This is a genomic window from Curvibacter lanceolatus ATCC 14669 (assembly GCF_000381265.1).
GTDB lineage: Bacteria > Pseudomonadota > Gammaproteobacteria > Burkholderiales > Burkholderiaceae_C > Curvibacter > Curvibacter lanceolatus.
In genome coordinates this window covers 1-23,816 of the sequence record NZ_KB906291.1, presented here as the reverse complement: position 1 = coordinate 23,816, position 23,816 = coordinate 1, and the positions used below count along the sequence as shown (strand labels likewise).

Sequence of the window (23,816 nt, the reverse complement as noted above, 5' to 3'; positions counted from 1 at the left end):
CAACGCCCCCCGCCTGGTGCCCGCCGTGCGCGTGGCCCATGCCGGCACAGCCTCTTTGCTGGGCGCCACGCGTGCGGGCGATCGCCTGGTGGCGGTGGGCGACCACGGGGTGGTGATGCTGTCTGACGACGGGGGCCAGACCTGGCGCCAGGCCAAGAGCGTGCCGGTGGACAGCACGCTCACCAGCGTGTCGTTCACCGATGCGCGCCAGGGCTGGGCTGCAGGGCACTGGGGCGTGATCCTGCACACCGAAGACGGGGGCGAGAGCTGGGCCGTGCAGCGCAGCGCCACGGGAGAAGACCGGCCGCTGTTTGCACTGCACATGCTGGACGCCCAGCGCGGCGTGGCGGTGGGCCTGTGGTCGCTGGTGCTGGTGACGGAGGACGGCGGCAAAAGCTGGAACCCGGTCACGCTCGCGCCGCCCGAGGGGGCGCGCAAGGCCGACCTGAACCTGCTGAGCCTGTTTGCCACGGGCCAGGGCGTGCTGTACGCCACGGCCGAGAAGGGCATGCTGCTGCGCTCGGCCGACCAGGGGCGGCACTGGAGCTACCTGAGCACGGGCTACAAGGGCTCGTTCTGGACCGGGGTGGCGCTGCCCGGGGGCGAGTTGCTGGCCGCGGGGCTGCGCGGCTCGCTGTACCGCAGCACGGACGAGGGCAAGCGCTGGGGCCGCATCGACAGCCACAGCGAGTCGTCGATCACGCAGCTGCTGGCAGTGCCGGGTGCAGGAGGGGCGCAAGTCGTGGGTGTGGGGCTGGATGGCCTGAGGCTGCAAAGCCAGGACGCTGGGGCGAGCTTCAAGACCGAGGTGCGGCCCGATCACCTGGGGCTGACGGCGGCGGTGGTGAATGCGCAGGGGCGGCTGGTGCTGCTGTCCAAGCAGGGCCTGGTGAAGAACTGATCCTGACGTCGTGTTCCTGGCTTGAACGTCGAAGCCACCTTCACCGCCCCTGGCAGGGGCTTCCTGCCCAAGTCAGTCAACTGGATGCGAGATATGACGATTGCTCACCGGCTCATCGTGGCCTTTGGTTTGGTGGTGTTGATTCTGCTCGGGCAAAGCGTCATGAGCTTCTGGGCGGCCGTGCAGTCCCAGGATCTGGTGCAAGGCCCGGTGGGGCAGGCCCGTGCGCGGTACGAGCTGGCCTCGGCGCTGAGAGCGGCAGGCAAGGCAGAAGAGCTGTATCTGCGTCGGCTTTCGGTGCAGGTCGATCCCGCCAAGGTCGAGCGCGAAATCGCCTCGGCCCTGAAGGCCAGTGCCGACACCGACCAGGCCTTGAAGAGCCTGCTGGCCATGCCCCTGAATGCCACCGACACCGCTGCGTTGCAAAGCCTTCAGCAAACCCTCCAAAGCACACGCGGTGCACGGGACAAGGTCATCGACCTGGGGCGGCAGTTGCAGACCGATGAGGTCAACCAGGTGTTTGAAGACAAGCTGGACCCCTTGATCCAGCAAAGCCAAGCAGCGGCCCTGGCGTTCGCGCAGCAGCAGAAGTCCGCCGAGGAGCAATCGTTCGCCGAGATCGTGGCGCTGGCCGACCAGAGTCGCCGCATCACCTGGATCACGGCGGTGGTGGGGGCCGTGTTGGCCGCCTTGGCCGGCCTGTTGCTCTATCGCTCGGTGACCACGCCCTTGAACGCCACGGTGCGCATGGCCGACCGGGTGGCGGCGGGCGACCTCACGTTGCAAATCGAGGCGCAAGCCAACCATGAGACCGGGCGGATGATGAATGCCCTGGGGCAGATGGTGCGGCGCATGCACGAGGCCATCGACACCGTGGTTCGTTCATCCGCCTCCATCCACACGGCCTCGACCGAAATTGCGGCGGGCAATCTGGACCTGTCCAACCGAACCGAGCGGCAGGCTGCGGCCCTGCAACAGGCCACGCAGTCGATGGAAGTCATCGCCAGTGCGGTGCGCGACAACGCCGAAGCCTCACAACAGGCTCAAACCCAGGCGCGCGAAGCCTCGCAGCAAGCCCGCTCGGGCGGGCAGCAGACCGAGCACATCGTGCAGACCATGGAGGCGATATCGGCCTCATCCACACGGATGTCCGAAATCATCGGGGTGATCGACGGGATCGCGTTCCAGACCAATATCCTGGCCTTGAATGCGGCGGTGGAGGCAGCCCGGGCCGGTGAGCAAGGGCGCAGCTTTGCGGTGGTGGCCAGTGAGGTGCGCGGCCTGGCCCAGCGTTCGGCCCAGGCCGCCAAGGAAATCAAGGCGCTGATCCAGAGCAATCTGCAAACCGTGAAGGCCGGCGCTGGCCAGGTGACACAGGCGCGCAGCACGATGGCCTCGATGGTGAAGGCCAGCGAGCTGGCGGCCGATTTGATCAGCCGGATCTCCGAGGCCACCGCCCAGCAGGCCCAGGGCGTGGCACAGGTCCATGGCGTGGTGAGCGAGATCGATGAGGGCCTGCGACAGAACGCTGCCTTGGTCGAAGAGGCCGCAGCCGCGGCCGACAGCCTCAGGAGCCAGACGGAGGCATTGGACAGCGTGCTGGCCTACTTCCAGCTTGGCGCCCGTGAGCAAGCGGTGCAGCAGGTGGATGCCGGGCCAAAGGGTCATGCCAGCCCACCCTCTCTGGCTCAGAGCCCTCTTGCGCGGCTGAGCTGAGTGGCTGGGGCTTGGTGCCTGTGGTGGCCGGCACAGGTGTTCTTGACTGTGCAGGCCGCCTTTTCAGGCGCTGGCTTGCGCTTCACCCAGCCGGTGGTAGGCGCGGTTGAAGTAGGCCAGCCCCTGGGAGCTCTCTGCGGGCAGGCGGATGTCGTGCAATTCCGTGATGAAGATGCTGTGCGAGCCCACTTCGTGGATGTGGGTGATGACGCCATCAAAGTTGACCAGTGCGCCTTGCAAGGCGGGGGCGCCGGTGCTCAAGGGCCGCCAGGCCACCTGTGCAAAGCGGTCTTCCATCGTCACGTCGCGGTTGGCAAACAGGGCCGACAGGTCCTGCTGGGCAGCCGACAGCACATTGACGCAGATCGAGCGGTTTTCCACAAAAAAGCGGTGCGCGAAAGACGATCGGTTCATGCAGACCAGCAAGGTGGGCGGTTGATCGGTGACGCTGCAGACCGCCGAAGCCGTGAAGCCCGCCAGACCAGCGGCTCCGTCGGTGGTGATCACGTTGACCGCGCCGGCCAGCAATGACATGCCGTTTCTGAAATCAGGAATCGAAACCATGGTGAACCCCTTCAAATGTCCAGCACCAGTCGGGCAGATTTGGCGCGCGAACAGCACGTCATGATCTGGTCGTTGTCAGTCTTTTCTTCGGCGGTGAGGTACACGTCGCGGTGATCGCATTCACCCTCCAGGACCGTGCAGACACAGGTGCCGCAGACGCCTTCCTGGCACGAGACCGGCACCTCGATGCCGATGGTCTTCAACGCCGCCACGATGCTCTGCCCCTCTTGCACCTGCACCGTCTTGCCGCTGGCTGCGGCCACCACCTCAAAGGCGCCGCCGCGCGTGTCGACGTCGGCGTTGAAGTACTCCCGGTGGATCTGGGCCGCGGGCAGGCCATGTTGTGCGCTGCTGCCGATCACCCAGTCCATGAAGCCCGAGGGACCACAGACGTACAGGTGGGTATGGGCCGTGCCCACTGCGTCCAGCACCGCAGCGATCTGGAGTCGGCCCGCGTCACCCGCATCGTCGAAATGCAGGCGCACCTTGTCGGCAAAGGGGGCTGCGGCCAGTTCTTCCAGAAAGGCACTGCTAGCGGCAGAGCGCGTGCAGTAATGCAACTCGAAGCCCTTGCCCGCTGCTGACAGGGCATAGGCCATGGCAATCATGGGCGTGATGCCGATACCGCCGCCGACCAGCACACTGTGCTGCGCCTCCGGTACCAAGGGGAAATGGTTGCGCGGCGCGCCAATGGTGATGACCGTGCCTTCGTTGAGCCGATCGAACACCGCGAGTGAGCCGCCTCGGGAGGCGGGGTCACGCAGCACACCGAGTCGGTAGCGGCTTTTTTCGGCGGGGTCGCCGCACAGTGAGTATTGGCGAACGAGGTCGGGGGCCAGATGGACGTCGATGTGGGCGCCAGCCTCGAAGCTGGGCAAGCTGTTGCCGTCTGCGCTTTGCAGATCGAGTACAACGACACCGCCGCCTTGAATCTCTCTGCGCTGGACGACGACCTGGTGGGTGAGGGCGTTCATGTTTGTTTCCTTCTCTCGATGCTCTTCAGCGCATGAAGATGCCGCCGTTCACGTCCCATGCGGCGCCGGTACAGGAGTCGGCCTCGGCGGAGGCCAGTTGCACGACTTGGGCTGCGATGAAGCGCGGATTGCCCAGGCGCTGCACGGGGATGGCCGAAACCAATTTTTCAAGCCTGTCGGCCGGCACGGCTTGGCGCACGGAGGGCAGGTCGAGTGGGCCGGGCGCCATGGCATTGACGGTGACACCGCTGGCGGCCAGTTCGCGCGCGAAGATCTTGGTCAAGGTCAGGATGCCCGCCTTGGATGAGGCGTAGTGCGCGCCCGAGGCCGTGCCGCCGTTCTGCCCGGCCAGCGAGGCAATGTTGATCAGGCGTCCATAGCCGTGGCTGGCCATGCGGGCGCCAAACACCTGGCAACCGAGAAAGGTCCCGCGCAGGTTGATTCGCAGCACCTCTTCAAACTCTTCCGGGGTGATCTGCATCACCGGTGTGGTCACCGTCACGGCCGCGTTGTTCACGGCCACATGCAGCTGGCCCCAGCGTGCGGCCAGGGCATCGGCCGCCTGCTCGAACGCCGATTTGGACACCACATCCAGGGCCAGACCCAGGGTGCTGTCGCCGCTGGGATCCAGCTCCCGCGCGGCACGTTCGGCGGCCGCGCCGTCACGGTCGCTCAGTGCGACGCGGTAGCCCGCAGCGTGCAATGCCTGCGCAATGAACAGGCCCAGCCCATTGGCGGCACCTGTGACCAGGGCGTTTTGTCGTTCTGCCATGGCCCGGCCTCAGAGGATGTAGCCGACGGCGGTGAGCGTGTCGGTCGAGTTGATGAGCTTGACGATCTTGCGGTGGATGCGGAAGCCCTCACCCTCGCGCAGCAGTTCGTAGGTGACATCGGAGGTGTGCTCGCGAAAGCGGTCCTTGCGGAACTCGCGCAGGTCCTGGGCGCAACGCACCGTGAGCTTGGTGCCGTCGTCGCTCAGCAGGCGCAGGCGCGATACGTTGCGCACCGTGCGCGCCACCGGGGCGGAGGAGATGGCCTCGCCGCCGGTCAAACGCGCCACGCGCTTGTGGCGCATCTGGGCGTCGTCGTAGGCGTAGTTCAGGGTGTTCTCGTGGTCGGTCTCGTTCGGGTCGATCGGGATCACGTAGATGCCGTCCGGGGCCCAGAGCTGGAGCCAGTCCTGGTACTCGTTGTGGTCCAGCATGTCGCTTTCGGCCCAGATGAAGGCGGTGGCTTCTTGCAGCAGCGTCGTGTTCATTTTTTGCTCTCTTCCGTGACTCAGGCGGTCATCAGTTTTTTCCACTGCTGGTAGGCAGCGCGCATGCCGGTCTCGGCACTCACATCACCCGCCACACCGTCGGCGGTCTTCTTTTCCGCGGGCAGGCCGCGGTTGAGCAGCACCCAGAGGTCGCGCCCGGCATGGGCGCCGGCCTGTACCCGTTCCCAGGCTTCCGAGTCGTCCGGCGTGCCAAAGCCCAGGGGGCCCTGGAAGTGCTCGTGCATGCGCAGCCGGGCCCGGTTGCCGGCCGGGGGGCCGCCGTCCATCAGGATCACGCTGTGGTGGATCTCGGTCTCGTTGACCGATATCGGTTGCAGCACCCGAAAGAAGGCCATGGAGCAGGCAATGTTGGGGAACAGGTTCAGGTTGAAACCCGAGCCCCCCACGGCGCGCACGATCTGTCGCACCTTGGCCTCCTCGTGGCCCTCGGCGCGCAGCGCCTCAGCCAACTCGGTGTAGCGGTCGGGGATGGGCCGCTCCAGATCGGCTTCCAGGTCGATCAGGTCCGGAATCATCACCATCACGCTGTGACCATTGCCCAGGTCTTCGACATAGCCCTTGCCGCCCACGAAGTCGAGCATCTCCTCGGTCTGCTTGTCCACGGAGTGAAGAAAGGAGCGATGCACCAAGGGGAAGTGGTAAGCGTCGGTGGTGTTTTCCAGCTGGATCTTCCAGTTGCCCGGGAACGTGAAGCGATGCTCGCCGCCGACCTTGATCGGAAAGCTCCCACCTTGCTTCATGAACAGGTCCATCCACTTCTTGGCGGGGCCCAGGTAGTCGACCAGGGGTTCGATATCGTCCTTGAAGGTGGCAAACACCATGCCGGCGTACTCTTCGACCCGAAGGTTCATCAGCGGGTATTCCGCCTTGTCGAGAATGTCGCCATAGCTCTCAGGGTGCGGCACGCCGCGCAGGCTGCCGTCGAGCGCGTAGCTCCAGCCGTGGTAGGGGCAGACAAAGGTGTTGGCCTTGCCTTTCTTGTGCTCACACACCGTGGCGGCGCGGTGGCGGCAGCGGTTGAGCAGCACGCGCACCTGTTTTTTGCGGTCACGCACCACGATCACCGGCTCCTTGCCCACCCAGTGGGTCTTGTAGCTGCCGACATCGGGCACCTCACTGACGTGGGCCACCCAGACCCAGGTGTTACGGAAGATCTTCTCCATCTCGTCATCGAAGATGGCGGGGTCGGTGTAGAGGGAGGTGTGGACCTTGTCGGTCTGCACCAGTTCGCCGAGGGGGCGGTGGAAATGGATCGCTTGGGCAGGAGCATTCATGGGGGTGCCTCTGTGAATTAAGAGTCTTGGGCCGGCACTGGCAGCAGCGCGCTGCTGTTCCAGGCGCCGGTGGGGCGGCTGAAGAGGTTCTCGGTCTGGAACTGGGCGATGCGCCAGACGCCGTCTTCAGAGCGCAGCTTCAAGGTGAGCTGCGCGGCGTTGAGGTGTGAGTTCTGGTCGGCAAAGGTCGATGTCTGCAACATCACCCAGCTCGCATCGGCGCTGAGGGCATCGGGCGACACCACAATGGTTTCGGAACAGAGAAAGTGGACGTTCAAGGCGAAATGCGCCGGGGTCCGCATGTAGGTGCGGAACATGGCGGCAATCGCTTCACGCCCCCGGTAGCCGCCAAAGCGGCCGGAATAAAGCGCACCCCGGCCTTCCCAGGTGGCATCTTCGGTGAAAAGACCGGCCAGCTCCTGCAGCGGTGTCTCGGCGTTGAGGCGGTCGCACAGGGCCATGTAGCGGGTGATGCAGGCGCGGATCAAACCCTCGGCTTGAAGGCGCCGCACCTGCAGTTGCAGCTCGGCGATCTGCTGTTCTGGCGTCATCGGAATGCTCAGGCCGCGTAGGCCGGAATGCTCAGCTCGCGGCCCACGCGCGCTTCGACCTTGCAGTACTTCCACAGCTTGTAGGTGCCGTCACCCACACCGATGGTGCGAAACAGGTTGCAAGCTGCATGCACCGTTTCCAGGTCGGGCACATCGGCCAGCACGTAGGTGGTCCAGGGCCAGCTCGCCGACGGCCCCACCATGGAGCGATCGTCGTCGAGGTTGCCCAGAACCTTGACGCCGGGCAGGGCGGCGATGCCTTGCATCATCTGCACGAAGGCGTTCCAGATGTCCTTGGTTTCGGCCTGGGTGGCGTCGAAGAAGTTCTGGTTCACGCCAATGCAAAACAGGGTGCGCAGCGGAATTTTGGTTTCAGTGGTCATGGTGGGTTCTCCTTGGCGATGGGGTCAGATCAGAGGTAGCCCGGCAAGGGCTTGAGGCCGAACAGCATGGCGCCGGCGTTTTGGTAGGTGATGTCGCCCATGAAGGCGTGCTGGGTCACGACCAGGCTGTCTTGCACCTGGGTGGACAGCGGACAGCTGCGGTAGATGCCGGTCATGCCTGCGAGCATCTGCACGCTGCGGGTGACTTCGGCACCCGCGCGGGTGGCGTGGGTGGACGACAGGCGCAGCATGCTGATCTGATCCTGGCTGGGGGTGTCGCCCCGCAGCAGGGTTTCCCACACCTCGTCCATGGCGTCATAGAAGAAGGCACGTGCGGCGCGCAGAGTGGCTTCTGCACGGGCAATGTCCATCTGCACCTGCGGCCGGTCGGCGGTGCGTGGTGCGCCCGTGACCGAGGTGCGGCCCGTGGCCAGGTTCTTCAATTCTTCTATCGCGCCGCGGGCAATGCCGAGCGAGACCACGCTCAACACCTGCGTTGCGAACGACAGGCTGGGGTAGCGGCAAATCGGGGCGTCGAGTGTGGAGGCGCTGCCGCGCACGAAGGTCCACTCCTCGGGGACGACGACCTTGTCCACCACGATATCGTGGCTTCCAGTGCCGGTCAGGCCGATCACGTCCCAGGTGGGGTCGATTCGTGCCTTGGCGATCGGCATCACGGCCAGGCGCGGCAGGGATTGGCCGGGCAAGCCCGTCGGCGCAATGCCCACACCCACGAGGCTGGCCCCCATGCAACCGCTGGCAAAGCTCCAGCGGCCCGACACCTCAAAGCCCCCCTCGACGACGGGTGCGCTCTGGGGCGGAAACACGCCCGCGCAGAACACCACATTGGGCGAAGCCGCGTACACCTGGCGCAGTGTCTCGATGGGCAAGGAGGCCAGGTAGGTGATGCCCATGCCGAAGCTGGCCACCCAGCCGGCCGAGCCGTCGGCCTGTGCGATGCGCTCCACTTTTTCGCAGAAATAGCGCGGCGAACGTTCTTCGCCGCCCAATGTGCGAGGCACCAGCGCCCGGTACATGCCGTGGTGCTTGAAGCTCTCGACCACATCGGGCGAGATGAAACGCTGCTGGGCAAATTCAGCGCTGCGGGCGCGGATGTCGGTCAGCAGACCGTCAAAAGACGGGTGGGCCACGCCGTCAGGTGACGGGGGGCTTGCAGGCGTGGTGCGCTCGGGTTCCAGGGTCAGCATCGGGGTCTCCGGTAGTGAGGTTGCCGCGTCGAAAAAGGGCTCAACGCGTTGAAGCTATTTTTTAAGTTAGCGCAAAACTACGTGAATTGGCAACTAAAAAATGAAAAAAGTTTTCGCCCAGGATTTGGGCGTCTTTTGAATTTGTTGGTGCATCTCCAGAGGCAAAATCGCACCAAAAGCGGGCTCAATCTTCATAAATCGATTGATTTGAGCGTTTCAACCCAAGGGAATCCCCTAGGAAGACGAACTTAATTACCTCTGTAACCTCGGCAAAAAGCATGAATGAGAACGTGAATGTGGCACGAAACGTGCAGACCGCATCTCACCAGAATTCAATCTTTCCACCCGCACTACGAAGAGGTCTTCCATGGTTCTGAAAAACGTTTTCCCCACCTTGATTGCCGCCGCCGGCGCCCTGTGTTTGGCCGGCAGCGCGCTGGCTCAGATCAAAGTCGGCGTCGTGTCCTCGGCCAGTGGGCCGATTGCCTTGGTCGGCATTCCCCAGAAGAACACGGTGGCGCTGTTGCCCAAGGAGGTGGCCGGCCAGAAGATCGAGTACTTCTCGCTGGACGACGCTTCCGATCCCACGGCGTCGGTTTCGGCCGTCAAGAAGCTCATCAACGAGGACAAGGTCGACGCCTTGATCGGCCCGAGCGGATCGCCCAATGCCATGGGGGTGATTCAGTTCGCTGCCGAAGCCGGTGTGCCCATGTTGGCGCCCGTCGGCACGGCGGCTGTGGTGCTGCCGATGACCGAGCAGAAGAAGTGGGTCTTCAAGACCACGCAGAACGACGATCTGATCGCCAATGCGCTGGTGGAGCACATGAAGGCCACGGGCATCAAAAGCGTCAGTCTGATCGGCACGGCCGACCCCTATGGCGAGAACTGGGCCAAGGTCATGACCGAGCTGTTGGCGGCCGCCAACATCAAGTTGCTGACTTCGGAGAGCTTTCAACGCCGCGACACCTCGGTGACAGCGCAGGCCCTCAAGACCCTCGCAGCCCGCCCTGAGGCCGTGCTGATCGCTGCACCCGGAAGCTCGGCCGTGTTGCCGCAGGCCACGCTGTTCGACCAAGGCTACAAAGGCCGGTTCTACCAAACCCATGGTGCTGCGCTGGACGACTTCCTGAAGCTGGGCGGCAAGAAGGTGGAGGGCACCATCCTGGCTGCCAGCGGCATGCTGGTGCTGGGCGACATGCCGGCCAGCAACCCCATCAAGGCCATCGCCACCAAGTACGTGGCCGACTACGAGAAGCTGTATGGCAGCAAGCCCGCCACCTTTGGCGCCAACGTGTACGACGCCGGCTTGTTGCTGCAGGCGGCCATTCCGGCGGCCCTGAAGAAGGGCAAGCCAGGCACTCCGGAGTTCCGTTCTGCCCTGCGCGAAGCGATCGAGCACACCAAGGAGCTGGCTGCGACCCAAGGCGTCTACAACATGAGCGCAGCGGACCACAGCGGCTTTGACAAGCGGGGCCGTGAACTCATCACGGTGAAGAACGGTCAGTGGGCCGCCTTGAAGTAAGCCGCCGCCAGTTGATCGACATGGATTCACAAATCGTTCTATTGCTGGGCCAGGATGGCCTCACGAGCGGCGCCATCTACGCCTTGCTCGCGTTGTCCATCGTGCTGGTGTTCAGCGTGACCCGGGTGCTGCTGGTGCCGCAGGGCGAGTTCGTCACCTTCGGAGCCATGGCCATGGCCGGCATGCAGGCTGGCCAATCGATGGCCCTGGCCTGGCTGCTGCTGGGGCTGGCCGTGGCACGGGCCGTGGGTGCCCTCTGGGCCAGGCGTCGCTGGCCGGGCCCTGGCGACTGGATCATGCTGGGCTATGCCGTGGTACTTTGGGCGCTGCTGCGTGTGTTGCCGTTGCAGGCGCTGCCGATGGTGGTGCAGGCACTGCTGACCCTCGCGCTGGTGGTGCCCATGGGGCCCTTGCTGTATGACATCGCCTTCAAGCCGATTGCGTCAGCCCATTCCCTGGTGTTGCTGATCGTGTCGATCGCACTGCATGGCGTGCTGGTGGGGCTGTCGCTGCTGATGTTCGGCGCCGAGGGCGCCCGCAGCGAGCCGTTTTCCGACGGCGGCCTGGAGATCGGGCCGGTGGTGTTCAAGTCACAGGCGCTCTGGGTCATCGCTGCGTCCGTGCTGCTCATTGGTGCGCTCTACGTGTTCTTTGATCGCACGCTGTACGGCAAGGCGTTGCGCGCGACGTCGGTGAACCGCCTTGGGGCGGAGCTGATGGGCATTTCGCCAGCGTTCGCCGGCCAGCTCAGCTTTGGCCTGGCGGCCTTCATCGGTGCGCTCTCGGGCATTTTGATCGCGCCGCTGACCACGCTGTATTTCGACAGCGGCTTTCTGATCAGCCTCAAGGGCTTTGTCGGTGCCGTCACCGGTGGGCTGCTGAGTTACCCGATCGCTGCGCTCGGCGCCACGTCGGTCGGCTTGGTCGAGTCGTTCTCGACCTTCTGGGCCAGTGACTACAAGGAGGTGATCGTGTTCACACTGATCCTGCCTTTCCTGCTGTGGCGCTCTTTGACAACCCGCCATTCCGAAGAGGACGCATGAGCGCCATACCTACCCCTACCCTCCAGCACGGCACGGCCCGTTGGCTTGGAGCCTCCCGCCTGCGAGGCATCGGCTTGTCCCTCGGGGCGGTGGCTCTGTTGGCGCTGGTGCCTCTGTTGCCGAGCTTTTATGTCACCTTGTTCAACAACATCGGCCTTGCGGCACTGGTGGTGTTGGGCATTGTATTGATGACCGGCGTGGCCGGCCTGACCAGCTTTGGCCAGGCCGCCTTTGTGGGCATCGGTGCCTACACAACGGCCTGGCTGGCCAGCAGCACGGTGCTGCCAGGCTGGTTGGCCTGGGCTGGCGGTTCACCGCTGGCGGCCCTGCTGATCGGCACCTCGATCACGCTGTGTGTGGCCGGCCTGTTGGGGGCCATCACCTTGCGCCTGTCAGGCCACTACCTTCCGCTGGGCACCATCGCCTGGGGGATTGCGCTGTATTACCTGTTCGGCACCTTTCAATCTCTGGGGGGCTATTCCGGTCTGGCAAATCTGCCGGGCTTGCGTCTGTTGGGGGTGGCGCTGGAGCGTGGCGAGCAGATCTTCTACCTGATCTGGTTGCTGGTGCTGCTGGGCGCGGTCGCCATCCGCAACCTGCTGGACTCCCGTTCGGGGCGCGCCATTCGCGCCTTGAACGGCGGCCAGGCCATGGCGGCCTCCATGGGCGTGCACGTGTTTCGGGCCAAGCTGACGGCTTTTCTGTTGGCTGCGGCCATGGCGAGTGTGTCGGGTTGGCTCTATGTCTATACGCAGCGCTTCGTCAGCCCCACCCCTTTCAGCATCAACGCCGGCATCGACTACCTGTTCATGGCCTTGATTGGCGGTGTCGGCCAATTGTGGGGGGCCATCGTGGGCGCGGGCCTGTTTGTGTTGGCGAAAAACGGCTTGGAAGACCTGTTGCCCAAGCTGTTCGGCAGCACCGGCAATTACGAGGCCATTGTTTTCGGGGCGCTCATCATCGGGCTGATGCACCGTGCACCGGCCGGTGTGGCGGGGTGGTGCCATGCCCATCTGGGGCCACGTCGGGCCACGCCGCCACCGGCCGCTGAAAGCGATGCCGGATCGCTGCCGCGCCGGGAGATGCCCAGCCGCGGCAGCGTGGTGATGAAGGCGCGTGGCCTGAGTCGTCGTTTCGGCGGCCTGGTCGCCAACAAGGAGATCGATCTGGACTTGCGGGCGGGCGAGGTGCTGGCCGTGATCGGCCCGAACGGCGCCGGCAAGAGCACGCTGTTCAATCTGCTCTCTTGCTGTGATGTGCCGACCTCCGGTGACATCGAGTTTCTGGGCCAGCCCGTGCGGGGTTGGGATGCCCGCCGCATCGCTGCGGCGGGGCTGGCCCGCACCTTCCAGCACGTCAAGTTGCTGCCCAAGATGAGTGTGCTGGAGAACGTGGCCCTGGGCGCACACCTGCGGGGTCACCAGGGCCTGCTGGCCAGCGTGATGAGGCTGGATCGCCGTGAAGAGGCACGCTTGCTGGCCGAAGCTCGCCGTCAGTTGGAGCGCGTGGGCCTGGGTGCCCACCTCGCGGCCGAGGCCGGCAGCCTTTCTTTGGGCCAGCAGCGCTTGATTGAAATCGCCCGTGCGCTTTGCTGCGACCCCTGCGTGCTGCTGCTTGACGAGCCCGCGGCAGGCTTGCGCCACGGCGAGAAGCAGGCCCTGGGTGCGTTGCTGCAGAAGCTGCGCGAAGAAGGCATGACCGTGCTGCTGGTCGAGCACGACATGGACTTCGTCATGAACCTGGTTGATCGCGTGGCGGTGGTGGTGTTCGGCGACAAGATCGTCGAAGGCCTGCCCGCTGAGGTCCAGTCGGATCCACGGGTCCTTGAAGCCTATCTGGGAGTTGCCTTATGAATGCCGTGCCCAAACCGGCGGTGGTCGAGTCACCGCTGCTGCTCGATGTGTCCGATCTGCATGTGAGCTACGGCAAGATCAACGCGGTCACCGGGGTCTCGCTGCGGGTGCGACAGGGCGAGATCGTCACCGTGGTGGGGCCCAACGGCGCGGGCAAGACCACGCTGATGTCGGCCATCATGGGGGTGCTGCCTTCCAGCGGGCGCATTGTCGTGGCGGATGAAGCCGGCGTGGGCCGGGATGAAGGCCGAGGCATCGCCAGCCGTGTGCGCAGCGGCATTGGCCTGGTGCCCGAGACCCGCGCCCTGTTCTCCAGCATGTCGATCGAAGACAACCTGCGGCTCGGGGCCTTCCGCTTTCGCAAAGAGCCCAAGGCCCGGCATGCCGATGCGCTGGAGGAGGTCTTCACGCTGTTTCCCCGCCTGAAGGAGCGGCGCCAGCAAGAGGCCTCGACGCTCTCGGGTGGCGAGCGCCAGATGTTGGCCCTGGGGCGTGCGCTGATGGGCCGGCCCCGTCTGCTCATGCTCGATGAGCCCAGTCTGGGTCTGGCGCCCCTGATCGTGCGCGAGATCTTCCGCATCCTCACGCGCCTGCGCGAGCAGGGTGTCTCGATCCTGCTGGTGGAGCAGAACGCGCTGGCCGCCCTCAAGATTGCCGACCACGCCTATGTGCTGGAGCTGGGACAGGTGGCGATGGAGGGACCGGCCGATGTTGTTGCCGCCGATCCACGTGTGGTCCAGGCCTACCTCGGTAGCCAGGCGAAGCATCAAGCGATGCTGAGCTCCTGATAGGTTCCCCTGATTCTTTTGAAAGCCTGATTCCGACATGACTCGTCATATCCACCCGCGCGCGAGTGCGGTCGCCGTCCATGCGGCCATCACGCGCCGTGAAACCACGGCCGAAGCCGTGCTCCAGGACAGCCTGGAACGCATCGCCAACGCCGAACCGGCACTGCAGGCCTGGAAGCACCTGGATGCTGAGGCCGCATTGCGGCAGGCCCGTGCGCTGGATGCGCGAATGGCCGCCGGCTCAGACCTGGGCCTGCTCGGCGGCGTGCCGCTGGCCGTCAAGGATTTGATCGACACGGCCGACATGCCCACCGGGTACGGCGCTGCCGTTTATGAGGGGCACCGCCCCGCAGCCGATGCCGAAGTGGTGCGGCGGGTGCGTGGTGCCGATGCCGTCGTGGTGGGCAAGACCGTCACCACCGAGTACGCCTATTTCACCCCAGGCCCCACGGCCAACCCCTGGGACACGGCGCACACGCCGGGGGGCTCGTCCAGCGGTTCCGCCGCCGCTGTGGCCAGTGGCATGGTGCCTTTGGCATTTGGCTCGCAGACCGCGGGTTCGCTGATTCGCCCGGCCTCCTATTGCGGCGTGTTTGCCCTCAAGCCCAGCCATGACCTGGTCAGCGGTGCGGGTGTGAAGGCCTTTGCGCCATCGCTGGACACCGTGGGCTGGCTGGCCAATGGTGCCGAAGACCTGGAGCTGATGCGCGCGGCGCTGGTGGGTGAGCGCTTCGAACCTTTGCCAGAGGCCGCCGGCATGCGCTTGCTGAGCTGCCGCACGCACGAATGGGCCTGCTCCGACGCCGGCGGGGAGCAGGTGTGGGAGAGGGGGCACCGCTTGCTGTCGGCGGCCGGGGTGCCCGTGGCTTCACTGGATCTGCCAGCGTCCCTGGCGGGCCTGTTGCAGGCACAAAAGACCGTGATGGCCAAAGAGGCGGCACAGAACCTGGGCCGCGAGGTCATGGCGTATGGCCCCCGGGTGAGCCAGCACATCCGCGATCTGGTGGCTGTTGGCCAGGGTGTCACCGACGAGGCCTATGCCGCAGCCAAGGACTTGGCTGCACAAGCGGTGCTGGAGGTGCTGGGCTTGATGGGCGAGGCGGATGCCCTGCTCGTACCCGCGGCCCCCGGTGAAGCGCCGCCCGGGCTCGCCGCCACGGGCGACCCAGTCTTCAGCCGGGTGTGGACATTGCTGGGCCTGCCGTGCGTCAATGTACCGGGCCTGTTGGGGCCGGGAGGCCTTCCGGTGGGGCTGCAGCTGGTGGGGCGTCCGCGCGAGGAGCGCAAGCTCCTGGCGGTGGCCCAGTCGCTGCATCGGGTCATCACCGCTTGATTGCTGCGTGATCGCTGTGTGTGACCGCTGTGTGTGACCGCGGTGGGGCGGGCCTAGGATGGGTCCGAGGCCAACGCGTCCAGAATGGGATGGTCGCCGCCGTTGAGATTGCGGAACACGATGCGCAGTGATTCGTTCAGTCTTTCGATCTTGGCGGGTGTCAGCCCGTCGAAGCTGCGCTCGAACAGGCCGTGGGTGGCATCCTTCACTCGTCCCAGGGCGGCGCGGCCGGCGTCCGTCAAGGACACCATCGTCACCCGGCCGTCGGTTTTCGACGTCTCCGTGCTCACCAGCCCCTCGGCCTTCATGCGGTAGACGATCTTGGTGGTGGTGGAGAGCTTGCCCACCGCATGCACGGCGATGTCGGAAACACTGCTGACGCCTTGTTCCTGCAGGATGGCCAGTACCCGGTAGGTGGGTACATCGCAATCGACGGCCTTGAGAACACGCTCGATCTCTTGCGTGTAGAGGGTGTTCACTCGGGCGATCCAGTAGAAGGGCCAATCGGCCCGGTGAAATTCTGGGTCGGATGGATTGGAACGTTTTGAAGAGCGCACGGCCATGATTGTCCGGGTTGAAAACTGACTTGGATCTTAGCGGATGGTGTACCCAGCAATGCCGATGGGTGCCCTTGTTTGACCTGAGTGGCGTGCCAAAAGGCCAAGCCCACACTGCGGGCGGATGACGCCATCGAATGGCGTGCAGCGTCTTGAGCTTCATCAACGGGAGGGGGCGGCTCTTGGTGAAGTGTTCCTGGTGCTGTTTTCGCGTGGCATTCGCTGCCGCTTCGGATGGGGCAGGGGGCCCATTGCGCCCGCTGGCGAAGGTTGAAACCAGGCCTTGGCTGCCTCGAGTTGACAGATCACTCCACGCTTCGGCATTCAGGCTCCGTTCAGCGAGTGGGTCTAGAGTGCCCGAGTCATTGGAGTGGCCCGCCTCACAGCGCCAAGCTTGCTCTCCAGGACCAAGGAGTTTGCCGCATGGATTCGTTTCAAATCAAGACTGGTCGTCGCATTGCCCTGGTCTCTCTCGCATTGGCATGCGTCAGCAGCCCGGTGGCCTGGTGGATGGAACGCGAGCATGCCGAGGACTCTGCGGTGGCCATGGCGATCGAAGAATCCCAGCGTCTGTTGGCGCAGCATCCGGACGCCTTTTCATTGGACCCTCTTGTGGCTGCCAGCAGCGGTCAAAAGGCTGCCACTGCGCTGATCGGCGGGCTTTTTGACATTGCCGAGTTGTACGACCGACGCGGCATGAAGATCGCAGAGTCATCCACCAGCAAGGGTGAGTTGATTGAAGGGCAGGTTCCCTCGCATGGACGCCCGGCCTACCGATCGTCTTTCTACGAAAGCCTGGAGCTTCCTGGTGGCCCGTGGGTGCTGCGCATATTCATTCCTCTCCGCGCAGAACACCCAGTTGCGGAAACGGGTGTTCGGGGCTACTTCGAGGGCGTGCGGGTGATCCCGGATTGGCAACGGCGGCAAATGCTCTCAGGAGCCATGATGAGCGCGGCGTTGGTCGCACTGGCCGCTTTGTTGTGCGGTGCTGTGCTCTACCCCGTGGTGGTTCATCTGACGGCGGAGAATCGCGAGAAGACCCGAGACCTTCTGCGGGCGAACATTTCCATGATGGAAGCCCTGGGCCGAGCCATTGCCAAGCGTGACTCGGACACCGGCGCCCACAACTATCGCGTGGCCTGGATTGCGTCGCGCATCGCAGAGCAGCTCAGTTGGACGGGTGAACAGATGCAGGCCCTGATCGTGGGCAGCTTTCTGCATGACATCGGGAAGATCGCAATTCCTGACGCAATCCTGTTGAAGCCCGGCAAACTGACAGAGGATGAATTTGCCCTGATGCGTACCCATGTCCAGCAGGGCGAAGACATCATCGGATCCATCCAAGCGCTTGGACCTGCGAACGAAGTGGTCTGTGCCCACCATGAGAAGTGGGACGGCAGCGGCTACCCGCGCGGGCTGCACGGTCCTCACATTCCCATGTCTGCACGCGTCTTTGCGGTCGCGGATGTGTATGACGCTTTGTCGTCACGGCGCCCTTACAAAGAACCGATGCCCTTTGACGACGTGATGGTCGTCCTTGGCAAGGGCAGCGGGCATCACTTTGATCCGGGTGTGATTCAGGTCTTTGAGCCCATCGCGTCCGAGATTTTTCAGCGTCTGTCAGCAGCCGACGAAAGCCAGTGCCGCAAGTTGCTGGAGGGCCAACTGCAGCGTTACTTTCAGATCGCCCCCCGGTGCTGAACGTCGATGGCCACTTTGGATGGCGATGTCTGCGGGCGGCCAATCAAGGTGGTGAGCGCATTTCGGCTCCCGAAAGCGCGCTCACCGTGGCTTGCATTGCTGTGAGGACGATGACCTTTTCAATGGTCAATTTCCAACTTGGTCAAGTACAGGATCTCCCCTTTCTTGATCCCTGTGACATGGACTTTGACGCCAACCTTGAGGTCTGCCGCAGAACCGCCCTGGATCTGGGTGAGCCCAGATCCATCACAACGCTGGCCACGGACCACGAAATTGGCGAGGCTGACAAACTCTTCAATCTTGGCTTCAATTTCAGCCGTGTCCAGCGACTGACTGTCTTCAATCTCGACGGACTTGGCGACGATCACGGTGCCTTGCCAATTGCCTTCAACTTCAACTCGTTGTCCGATGGCGATGGTGCCGCCCTTGATGGTTGCCAGACGCGCATCGATCGCGACGTTGCCAAGAATGAACTGGCGATTGGAGCTCATCGAAGTCACCAGGCCAGAAACCTCAACCTCTCCGACGCCAGGCGGATTCACGTCCAGACCCAATGGAATGAAGGACTTCAGGGCCAACGAACTATTGCTCCCTCTCAGTGTTCCTTGAACGCGGACCAAGGTTCCAGATGCAATCTGATAGCCTGAAGTCTCAGTGAGACGCAGGCCGTTCACGTAGAAGTTGCTTCCTTGCAGCAGGCACAGACCGCTGCTGACCGAGTCGTCTGCCTGCACTACCGCCACTCGGGTCGCGTTCCAGGTCGATGCATCGGAGGATGATTGCAGTCCCCACACCCTCACCCAGTCTCCCGCGGTCAGGTTGGCCATGGAAACGACGCCATCCAGCACCGTACCGGGATCTGTCTGAATCACCATTCCCGCAACAGTGAACTGCGTACCCGAGACCGAGCTCACCTGCCCTTGGGCAATCGACCAGACGTCAATGGCGCTGGCCTTGCCGACCAGGCCCGTGGCATCGCGCTCGCCCTGAAGGTTGACGACCATGCCCAGACGCAGTGAGGCCGTGACGTCAGCCTGACCGTCCAGAGTCACCTGGGCATTGGTGTCGTCAAACCGAACCCGATTCACGATCACGCTTCCAAATCCGGTGATGGGCCCCGTCGATCGCACGCCGATACCGGTGCCACCCGTGCCAGGCATGCTGGCCACCATGATGTCGCCGCCACCACCACAGGCTGTGGCTGTGGCCGACAATGAGAGAACCAACCACTTGCGGCGGGTCAGAGGGCTTGCCTGTTCATTGTTCTTGTCGCTGCTCATGTCTGCTTCCCTCTTCTGTTACGCGTTCTCTTGTTGATTTGATGGTCGCCCGGCGCGGGGGCCTCTGAATCTGGCAGTTGCTCGTCATGAAAATAGACGCCAAAACGCACTCGGTGCTTCGGACCTGGCGTGTCTTCGCTGCGAAGTTCAGCCACGGTGGCGGCTTGCAGGAATTCCTGGAGATCGTCCTTCCAAAGCCGGCGAGCCAGCCGATGCAGGTCATTGGCCTGTGCCTCTGTCAGATCCAGCGAAAAGGCACTTTGCTCCAGCATTGGGGGGGCCTTGCGACGTGGCGCCAAATTGTGAGCGGCGGTTGAAAGATGTGCGCCCAGGTTTTGTGCCAGGAAGTGGAAGGCATCGTCCAGCCCGGGTTCAGGAACAAATGCCGTGGCGCGCAGCGAAATCACGCCGTCTTCATTGACGTCGACCACACCAAGGCGTTCAAGCTCTTCGAGAATGGCCCGCGCCCCCACATCCTTGCTGACCTCCGCGACCAGCGTCGTGAAATCGGGCTCGCCAACACTGCTCATGCGTGCAGTGCGTGGCAGTTGTCGGGGCAGCTTCTCCGCTGTGAGGTATCGAGGGTCGCTGATCCACCGACTCACCACCTGGGTGGCGATCGGAACGTCATCAATCTTGACGCTGGGTTCATCGCGTAGACGCTTCACATCCTTTCTGTGGACCCCTGTCAGCACTGAAATCCTGGAGTCGGTGCTGGCCTTGCCCTCAAGGGCGTAGGCGCGAACGGATTCATCCACCAAGGCCTTCTTCAACAACTCCACCATGGGCCCGAGTTGGAGCCCGTTATCAATCATCAGGCGCGCGAGTGGGCGAAGCACAACCTGCAGAGCTTGCGCAGCCCGCTCGGGCTCAGGCAAACCAACGGGGGGCTGGGCTGCGTCGGCGTTTGAAGAATTGGGGTCGGACATGGTTCGGATCTGCCGTGGATTCTAGACAACGATCCTGTTTGCGATTTGTTACTAAAAATATTTGGGTAATTTTACCAAAAAGACGGTGAGAAGGGTTGACCTGCCAGTGTGTGATCGGCGACATTTCTGGGAAATTATCCCAATTTACACAACCGAAACACAACTTCACAAGGTGGTCGAACAATGAAATTGACTCTTTTTTCAGGCCTGCTGGCCGCAGCACTCACGCTGTCCACACTCCCCAGCCAGGCGATAGAGGTCGGGCAAGTCGCCCCGGCTTTCGAGTTGCCTGCCCGGCAAGGTTTGCTCAAGTCCTCGGATCTGAAGGGGCGGGTGGTCTATCTGGATTTCTGGGCCTCGTGGTGCGGGCCATGCAAGCAATCGTTCCCGTGGATGAACGAGATGAATGCCCGCTATGCCAGCAAGGGGCTTCGGATCGTTGGCGTGAACCTGGATGAGAAATCCCAGGACGCGAATCTCTTCCTCGGCGACAACCCAGCTTCCTTTGACATCGCATTCGATGCCAAGGCGGTGACGCCACGCCAATACGGCATCAAGGGCATGCCGACCTCCTTGCTGATCGGCCCCGACGGAAAAGTGTTGATGGTTCACTCCGGCTTCAAACCCGCGCAGCGCAGTGAGCTTGAACAGCAAATTCGCCAAGCTCTGAACGTGAAGGATTGACCATGCGAAAGCCAACCACGTTCCTGGTCATGTCGAGTGTGTTCACCGCGTCACTGCTGCTTGGCGGCTGCAGCTCGTTGGCACCGGTCAATCCTTGGGAGAAGGGGGATCTGGCCAAGCCGGAGATGACCTTCGAAGGTGATCCGCTGGAAGGACGTTTTGTCCAGCACATCTACACCAGCAAAGAAAGCTCGTCGGGTGGTTACGGCGTCGGTGGAGGTGGCTGTGGTTGCAACTGAACACCTCCATTCGTCATTCCCAGACAGGACCTGCACTGTGACCCCGACATCTTCCCCATCCCGGTCCGCCTCTGCCTGGCTGATCACCGCGTTGGCTCTTCCCGGTCTGAGTGCGCTCACGGCCCTCCAGCCAATCGACGCCAAGGCGGAAAACGCCCCCGAAATGACCACCATCGGTGTCAAGTACGGCAGCTACCAGGACAGCCAGCCAGGCTTGGACCGGGTGCGCGTGCGCTCACCTCAGTTGTATTTCCTGGCGCCGGTGGCGGGGGAATGGTCTGTAGAAGCCGCATGGGTTGGTGACAGCGTCTCTGGCGCTTCACCTCGCATGCACACCCAGCGCTCAGGTGCCAGTCGCATGAACGATCACCGCACTGCAGAAGAGGTGAAGGTCACCCGCTACATGGCGCGGGCGGCAGTGTCGGCCAGTGCCTCGTACTCCACTGAACACGACTATGTTTCCAAGGCGATGGGCCTGCAGTCGCGCTGGTCCAGCGACGACAACAACCGCACCTGGGTGCTCGGTTATGGCCACTCCACAGACTGGATTGACAACCAGTACAACGGCGTCAATACGGCGATCAACCAGCACAAGATCAGCAATGAGTTCATGGCGGGGATCACACAGGTTCTGACACCGCGCGATGTTGCACAGTTCAATCTCACGCGGACGATGGGCTCGGGCTACTTCAATGACCCCTACAAGGCATTCGACTCGCGACCGCGCAGCCGCAATGCATGGATTGCGTTGGCGCGTTGGAATCACTACCTGGTGGACCTGGACATCGCAGCGAGGTCCAGCTATCGCTACTACAGCGATACGTTTGGCGTGAAATCCCACACCTTGGGTCTGGAGCTGGCGCAGAACATTGGCCAATGGACGGTCACGCCAGGCGTCAGGTATTACCAGCAAAGCGCGGCCAGCTTCTACTTCGACCCCAAATTGGACAGCCAGGGGCGGTACGACGAGTTGGCCACCATCCAGTACGCGGCAGGGCTCGCCGGCTACAAGTCCGCAGATCAGCGCTTGTCGTCTTTTGGTGCCACCACGTTCTCGCTGAAGGTTGCGTACGCCGTGGGTCCCAACACGGTGGTCGACGTCAAGGTGGACCGGTACCGGCAAGACGCAGGCTTGAGGCTCAGTGGCGCAGGCAGTCCGGGGTTGGCGCCCTTCAGCGCCCGCTTCGTGCAGTTCGGATTGACGCACCGGTTCTGAGGCTGCAGATGTCTGGATGGCATACCCTGCAGGTCGATTTTCAGGCCATGGCCAGTCCATGCAGGCTGATGATCGAAGGTGAGGACGACCAGGCCATGGAGGCCTCGGCTCGGCGCTGTATCGAAGAGATCCGACGAATCGAGCACAAATACTCCCGCTATCGGCCGGACAGTGTTCTGAGCCGAATCAACGCGGCAGCGGGCAGGGCGCCTGTCCTGATTGACGAAGAGACCTCTGCCTTGCTCGATTTCGCTCATGGTTTGTGGGAGATGAGCGATGGGTTGTTCGACATCACTTCCGGTGTGTTGCGGCAAGCCTGGGACTTTCGCGGGGGCACGCCCCCAGATCCAGAGCATGTTGAGGCTCTACTGCCTCTGGTGGGTTGGTCCAAGGTGCGCCGAAGCCGCGAGGAAGTTGGGCTGAGTATCCCGGGGATGGAGCTTGACTTTGGAGGCTTCGGCAAGGAATACGCCACCGACAGGGCGGCGGCCATGTTGACCAGCGATGGCTTCTCTCATGCGCTCGTCAACCTGGGCGGCGATCTTCATGCCACCGGACCTCGCATGACCTGGGGTCAGGAGCCGCACCCCTGGGGCATTGAAATCCAACACCCGAGACCTGCCACACCTGATGGTCGCGATGTTCTGGTCGCGCTGCCGCTGTCGCGGGGTGGCTTGGCTACCAGCGGTGACTACGAGCGATTTTTCATTCACGACGGGAAACGGTATTGCCATGTGCTTGACCCGAGAACGGGCTGGCCGGTGTGCGATGTCCAGTCGGTGAGTGTTGTCGCGCCCAGTACAGCGATCGCGGGGGCCATCACAACCATCGCCATGCTCAAAGGTCCTCAAGCCAAGGGCTGGTTGATGCAGCAGCAAGTCGCATTCTGTTTGGTCGATGGGGCCGGATTGCGCACCACCTACAAGGCGTAGGTCATCCAATTTGTAAATCGAAAAATTTCATGACGAGGAGTAGAAACATGAGTACCTTCAATCCCAAATGGACCCTTGGTTTGGTCAGTGCAGCCGTTGCTGCCCTCACTGCGTGCGGCGGCGGGGGGAGCGGTGGGACCGGCTCCAAAACGATAGCGATCAGCACGACGGTGATGGATGGATTGATCACCAATGCACTGGTATGCCTGGACATCAACGGCAACGGAGCCTGCGATCCGTCGGAACCGCGTGCTCGCACTGACAGCCTGGGCCGAGCGACCCTGAACCTCACCGAGGCCGATATGAACTCCTCGGCGCTGTTGGCTGTGGTTGGAACGGATGCTGTCGATACAGACACGGGACCGGTCGCCACGCCCTATACGTTGCGATCAACCGTCGGTAGGCCCGCCGTGGTGAGTCCTCTGACCACTCTGGTCAAAGCCAAGATGGACGCAGATCGCATCAGCGAAGCCAATGCGGCCGACTTTGTGAAGTCTCAAGCCGGCCTTGCCGTGTCCCCTCTGGACAACTACACCGAAGCTCGCACACAAAACTCGGGATATCAAAAGGCCGCCAATGTTGCCCGCCTCATCGTCCTTGCGCTGCAGAAGTCGAAGAACAATCGTCGCAATGGCGGACTCGAGTGCCTGGAAACAGAAGAGTCTGAAGCAAAAATGCACAGGGCGTTGTTGGTTCAACTTCCCGACATCGGGCGGAACTCCGATGATGGCGCTGCCCATCAACGCTGCAACAGCGGCTCGGCCAGCAAAGCCTGCGATAGCTTGCTGAACGACAGGGCGCCAGTCGTGGGTTGCACGCTGGCTCCGATACCAGCACCAGCACCAGCACCAGCTCCTGCTCCTGCTCCTGCTCCTGCTCCTGCTCCTGC

General features: G+C 63.1%; 23 protein-coding genes and 1 pseudogene. 13 read left to right on the top strand and 11 right to left on the bottom strand.

What is annotated here, in order from left to right; translation table 11 throughout:
- The coding region (locus F624_RS0130920) for a WD40/YVTN/BNR-like repeat-containing protein (RefSeq protein WP_019578249.1) at positions 1 to 901 on the top strand (901 nt) is incomplete at its 5' end.
- Positions 902 to 994: 93 nt separating this feature from the next.
- Positions 995 to 2,617 (top strand): methyl-accepting chemotaxis protein, encoded by a 1,623-nt coding sequence (locus F624_RS0130915; RefSeq protein ID WP_019578248.1) that lies wholly within the window; start codon positions 995 to 997, stop codon positions 2,615 to 2,617.
- 63 nt (positions 2,618 to 2,680) lie between these two features.
- Here the strand turns inward: F624_RS0130915 and F624_RS0130910 are convergent, their stop codons facing one another.
- The 8 genes from F624_RS0130910 to F624_RS0130875 are packed head-to-tail and all read right to left on the bottom strand — an operon-like array spanning position 2,681 to position 8,850.
- Positions 2,681 to 3,151 carry a flavin reductase gene (locus F624_RS0130910; protein ID WP_019578247.1) on the bottom strand — a complete coding sequence of 157 codons (471 nt, stop codon included), beginning with the start codon at positions 3,149 to 3,151 and terminating at the stop codon, positions 2,681 to 2,683.
- Between the two features lie 41 nt (positions 3,152 to 3,192).
- Complete coding sequence (locus F624_RS0130905) at positions 3,193 to 4,155, bottom strand: PDR/VanB family oxidoreductase (RefSeq protein WP_019578246.1); 963 nt, start codon at positions 4,153 to 4,155, stop codon at positions 3,193 to 3,195.
- 25 nt (positions 4,156 to 4,180) lie between these two features.
- A complete protein-coding gene (locus F624_RS0130900) occupies positions 4,181 to 4,927 on the bottom strand; it encodes an SDR family NAD(P)-dependent oxidoreductase (protein WP_019578245.1) in 747 nt (248 codons plus the stop codon).
- A 9-nt stretch (positions 4,928 to 4,936) separates the two neighbouring features.
- A complete protein-coding gene (locus F624_RS0130895) occupies positions 4,937 to 5,413 on the bottom strand; it encodes an aromatic-ring-hydroxylating dioxygenase subunit beta (RefSeq protein WP_019578244.1) in 477 nt (158 codons plus the stop codon).
- 20 nt (positions 5,414 to 5,433) lie between these two features.
- Positions 5,434 to 6,708, bottom strand: a complete 1,275-nt coding sequence (locus F624_RS0130890; protein WP_019578243.1) for an aromatic ring-hydroxylating oxygenase subunit alpha — start codon at positions 6,706 to 6,708, stop codon at positions 5,434 to 5,436.
- 17 nt (positions 6,709 to 6,725) lie between these two features.
- Positions 6,726 to 7,259, bottom strand: a complete 534-nt coding sequence (locus F624_RS0130885) for a nuclear transport factor 2 family protein (RefSeq protein ID WP_019578242.1) — start codon at positions 7,257 to 7,259, stop codon at positions 6,726 to 6,728.
- Between the two features lie 8 nt (positions 7,260 to 7,267).
- Entirely contained in the window at positions 7,268 to 7,642 is a 375-nt protein-coding gene (locus F624_RS0130880; RefSeq protein ID WP_019578241.1) for a hypothetical protein, read from the bottom strand.
- A 29-nt stretch (positions 7,643 to 7,671) separates the two neighbouring features.
- Positions 7,672 to 8,850: an acyl-CoA dehydrogenase family protein gene (locus F624_RS0130875; RefSeq protein WP_019578240.1), complete on the bottom strand. Its 1,179-nt coding sequence runs from the start codon at positions 8,848 to 8,850 to the stop codon at positions 7,672 to 7,674.
- Positions 8,851 to 9,217: 367 nt separating this feature from the next.
- Here F624_RS0130875 and F624_RS0130865 point away from each other — a divergent pair, with 367 nt between their 5' ends.
- Genes F624_RS0130865 through F624_RS0130845 form a run of 5 tightly spaced genes read left to right on the top strand, consistent with a single transcriptional unit; the run spans position 9,218 to position 15,389 of the window.
- On the top strand, positions 9,218 to 10,372 hold the full coding sequence (locus F624_RS0130865; protein WP_019578239.1) for an ABC transporter substrate-binding protein: 1,155 nt from the start codon (positions 9,218 to 9,220) through the stop codon (positions 10,370 to 10,372).
- Positions 10,373 to 10,392: 20 nt separating this feature from the next.
- Entirely contained in the window at positions 10,393 to 11,415 is a 1,023-nt protein-coding gene (locus F624_RS0130860; protein ID WP_031256874.1) for a branched-chain amino acid ABC transporter permease, read from the top strand.
- Positions 11,412 to 13,268: a branched-chain amino acid ABC transporter ATP-binding protein/permease gene (locus F624_RS0130855; protein WP_084679869.1), complete on the top strand. Its 1,857-nt coding sequence runs from the start codon at positions 11,412 to 11,414 to the stop codon at positions 13,266 to 13,268. Before F624_RS0130860 ends, F624_RS0130855 begins: the two co-directional genes overlap by 4 nt.
- Entirely contained in the window at positions 13,265 to 14,056 is a 792-nt protein-coding gene (locus tag F624_RS0130850) for an ABC transporter ATP-binding protein (protein ID WP_019578236.1), read from the top strand. Before F624_RS0130855 ends, F624_RS0130850 begins: the two co-directional genes overlap by 4 nt.
- Positions 14,057 to 14,093: 37 nt before the next feature.
- Positions 14,094 to 15,389, top strand: coding sequence for an amidase (locus F624_RS0130845; RefSeq protein WP_019578235.1), 1,296 nt, complete (start codon positions 14,094 to 14,096; stop codon positions 15,387 to 15,389).
- 53 nt (positions 15,390 to 15,442) lie between these two features.
- Here F624_RS0130845 and F624_RS0130840 read toward each other — a convergent pair whose 3' ends face one another.
- A complete protein-coding gene (locus F624_RS0130840; protein ID WP_019578234.1) occupies positions 15,443 to 15,868 on the bottom strand; it encodes a MarR family winged helix-turn-helix transcriptional regulator in 426 nt (141 codons plus the stop codon).
- 501 nt (positions 15,869 to 16,369) lie between these two features.
- On the opposite strand from F624_RS0130840, the gene F624_RS0130835 reads away from it, so the two are divergent.
- Positions 16,370 to 17,647, top strand: a complete 1,278-nt coding sequence (locus F624_RS0130835) for an HD-GYP domain-containing protein (protein ID WP_019578233.1) — start codon at positions 16,370 to 16,372, stop codon at positions 17,645 to 17,647.
- 119 nt (positions 17,648 to 17,766) lie between these two features.
- Here F624_RS0130835 and F624_RS0130830 read toward each other — a convergent pair whose 3' ends face one another.
- Both F624_RS0130830 and F624_RS0130825 read right to left on the bottom strand, forming a co-directional pair.
- Positions 17,767 to 18,927, bottom strand: a complete 1,161-nt coding sequence (locus F624_RS0130830) for a DUF5666 domain-containing protein (protein ID WP_019578232.1) — start codon at positions 18,925 to 18,927, stop codon at positions 17,767 to 17,769.
- A complete protein-coding gene (locus F624_RS0130825) occupies positions 18,924 to 19,856 on the bottom strand; it encodes a DUF6502 family protein (protein ID WP_157443719.1) in 933 nt (310 codons plus the stop codon). Before F624_RS0130825 ends, F624_RS0130830 begins: the two co-directional genes overlap by 4 nt.
- 183 nt (positions 19,857 to 20,039) lie before the next feature.
- Here F624_RS0130825 and F624_RS0130820 point away from each other — a divergent pair, with 183 nt between their 5' ends.
- The 5 genes and pseudogenes from F624_RS0130820 to F624_RS35220 all read left to right on the top strand — a co-directional run.
- Complete coding sequence (locus F624_RS0130820) at positions 20,040 to 20,540, top strand: TlpA family protein disulfide reductase (protein ID WP_019578230.1); 501 nt, start codon at positions 20,040 to 20,042, stop codon at positions 20,538 to 20,540.
- A gap of 2 nt (positions 20,541 to 20,542) precedes the next feature.
- Complete coding sequence (locus tag F624_RS0130815) at positions 20,543 to 20,779, top strand: DUF4266 domain-containing protein (protein WP_245573776.1); 237 nt, start codon at positions 20,543 to 20,545, stop codon at positions 20,777 to 20,779.
- Positions 20,780 to 20,816: 37 nt separating this feature from the next.
- Complete coding sequence (locus tag F624_RS0130810) at positions 20,817 to 21,995, top strand: DUF3570 domain-containing protein (protein ID WP_245573775.1); 1,179 nt, start codon at positions 20,817 to 20,819, stop codon at positions 21,993 to 21,995.
- Positions 21,996 to 22,003: 8 nt separating this feature from the next.
- Positions 22,004 to 22,927 carry an FAD:protein FMN transferase gene (locus F624_RS0130805; protein WP_043427103.1) on the top strand — a complete coding sequence of 308 codons (924 nt, stop codon included), beginning with the start codon at positions 22,004 to 22,006 and terminating at the stop codon, positions 22,925 to 22,927.
- Positions 22,928 to 22,974: 47 nt separating this feature from the next.
- Positions 22,975 to 23,816, top strand: a pseudogene (locus tag F624_RS35220) (hypothetical protein); the annotation flags it as partial.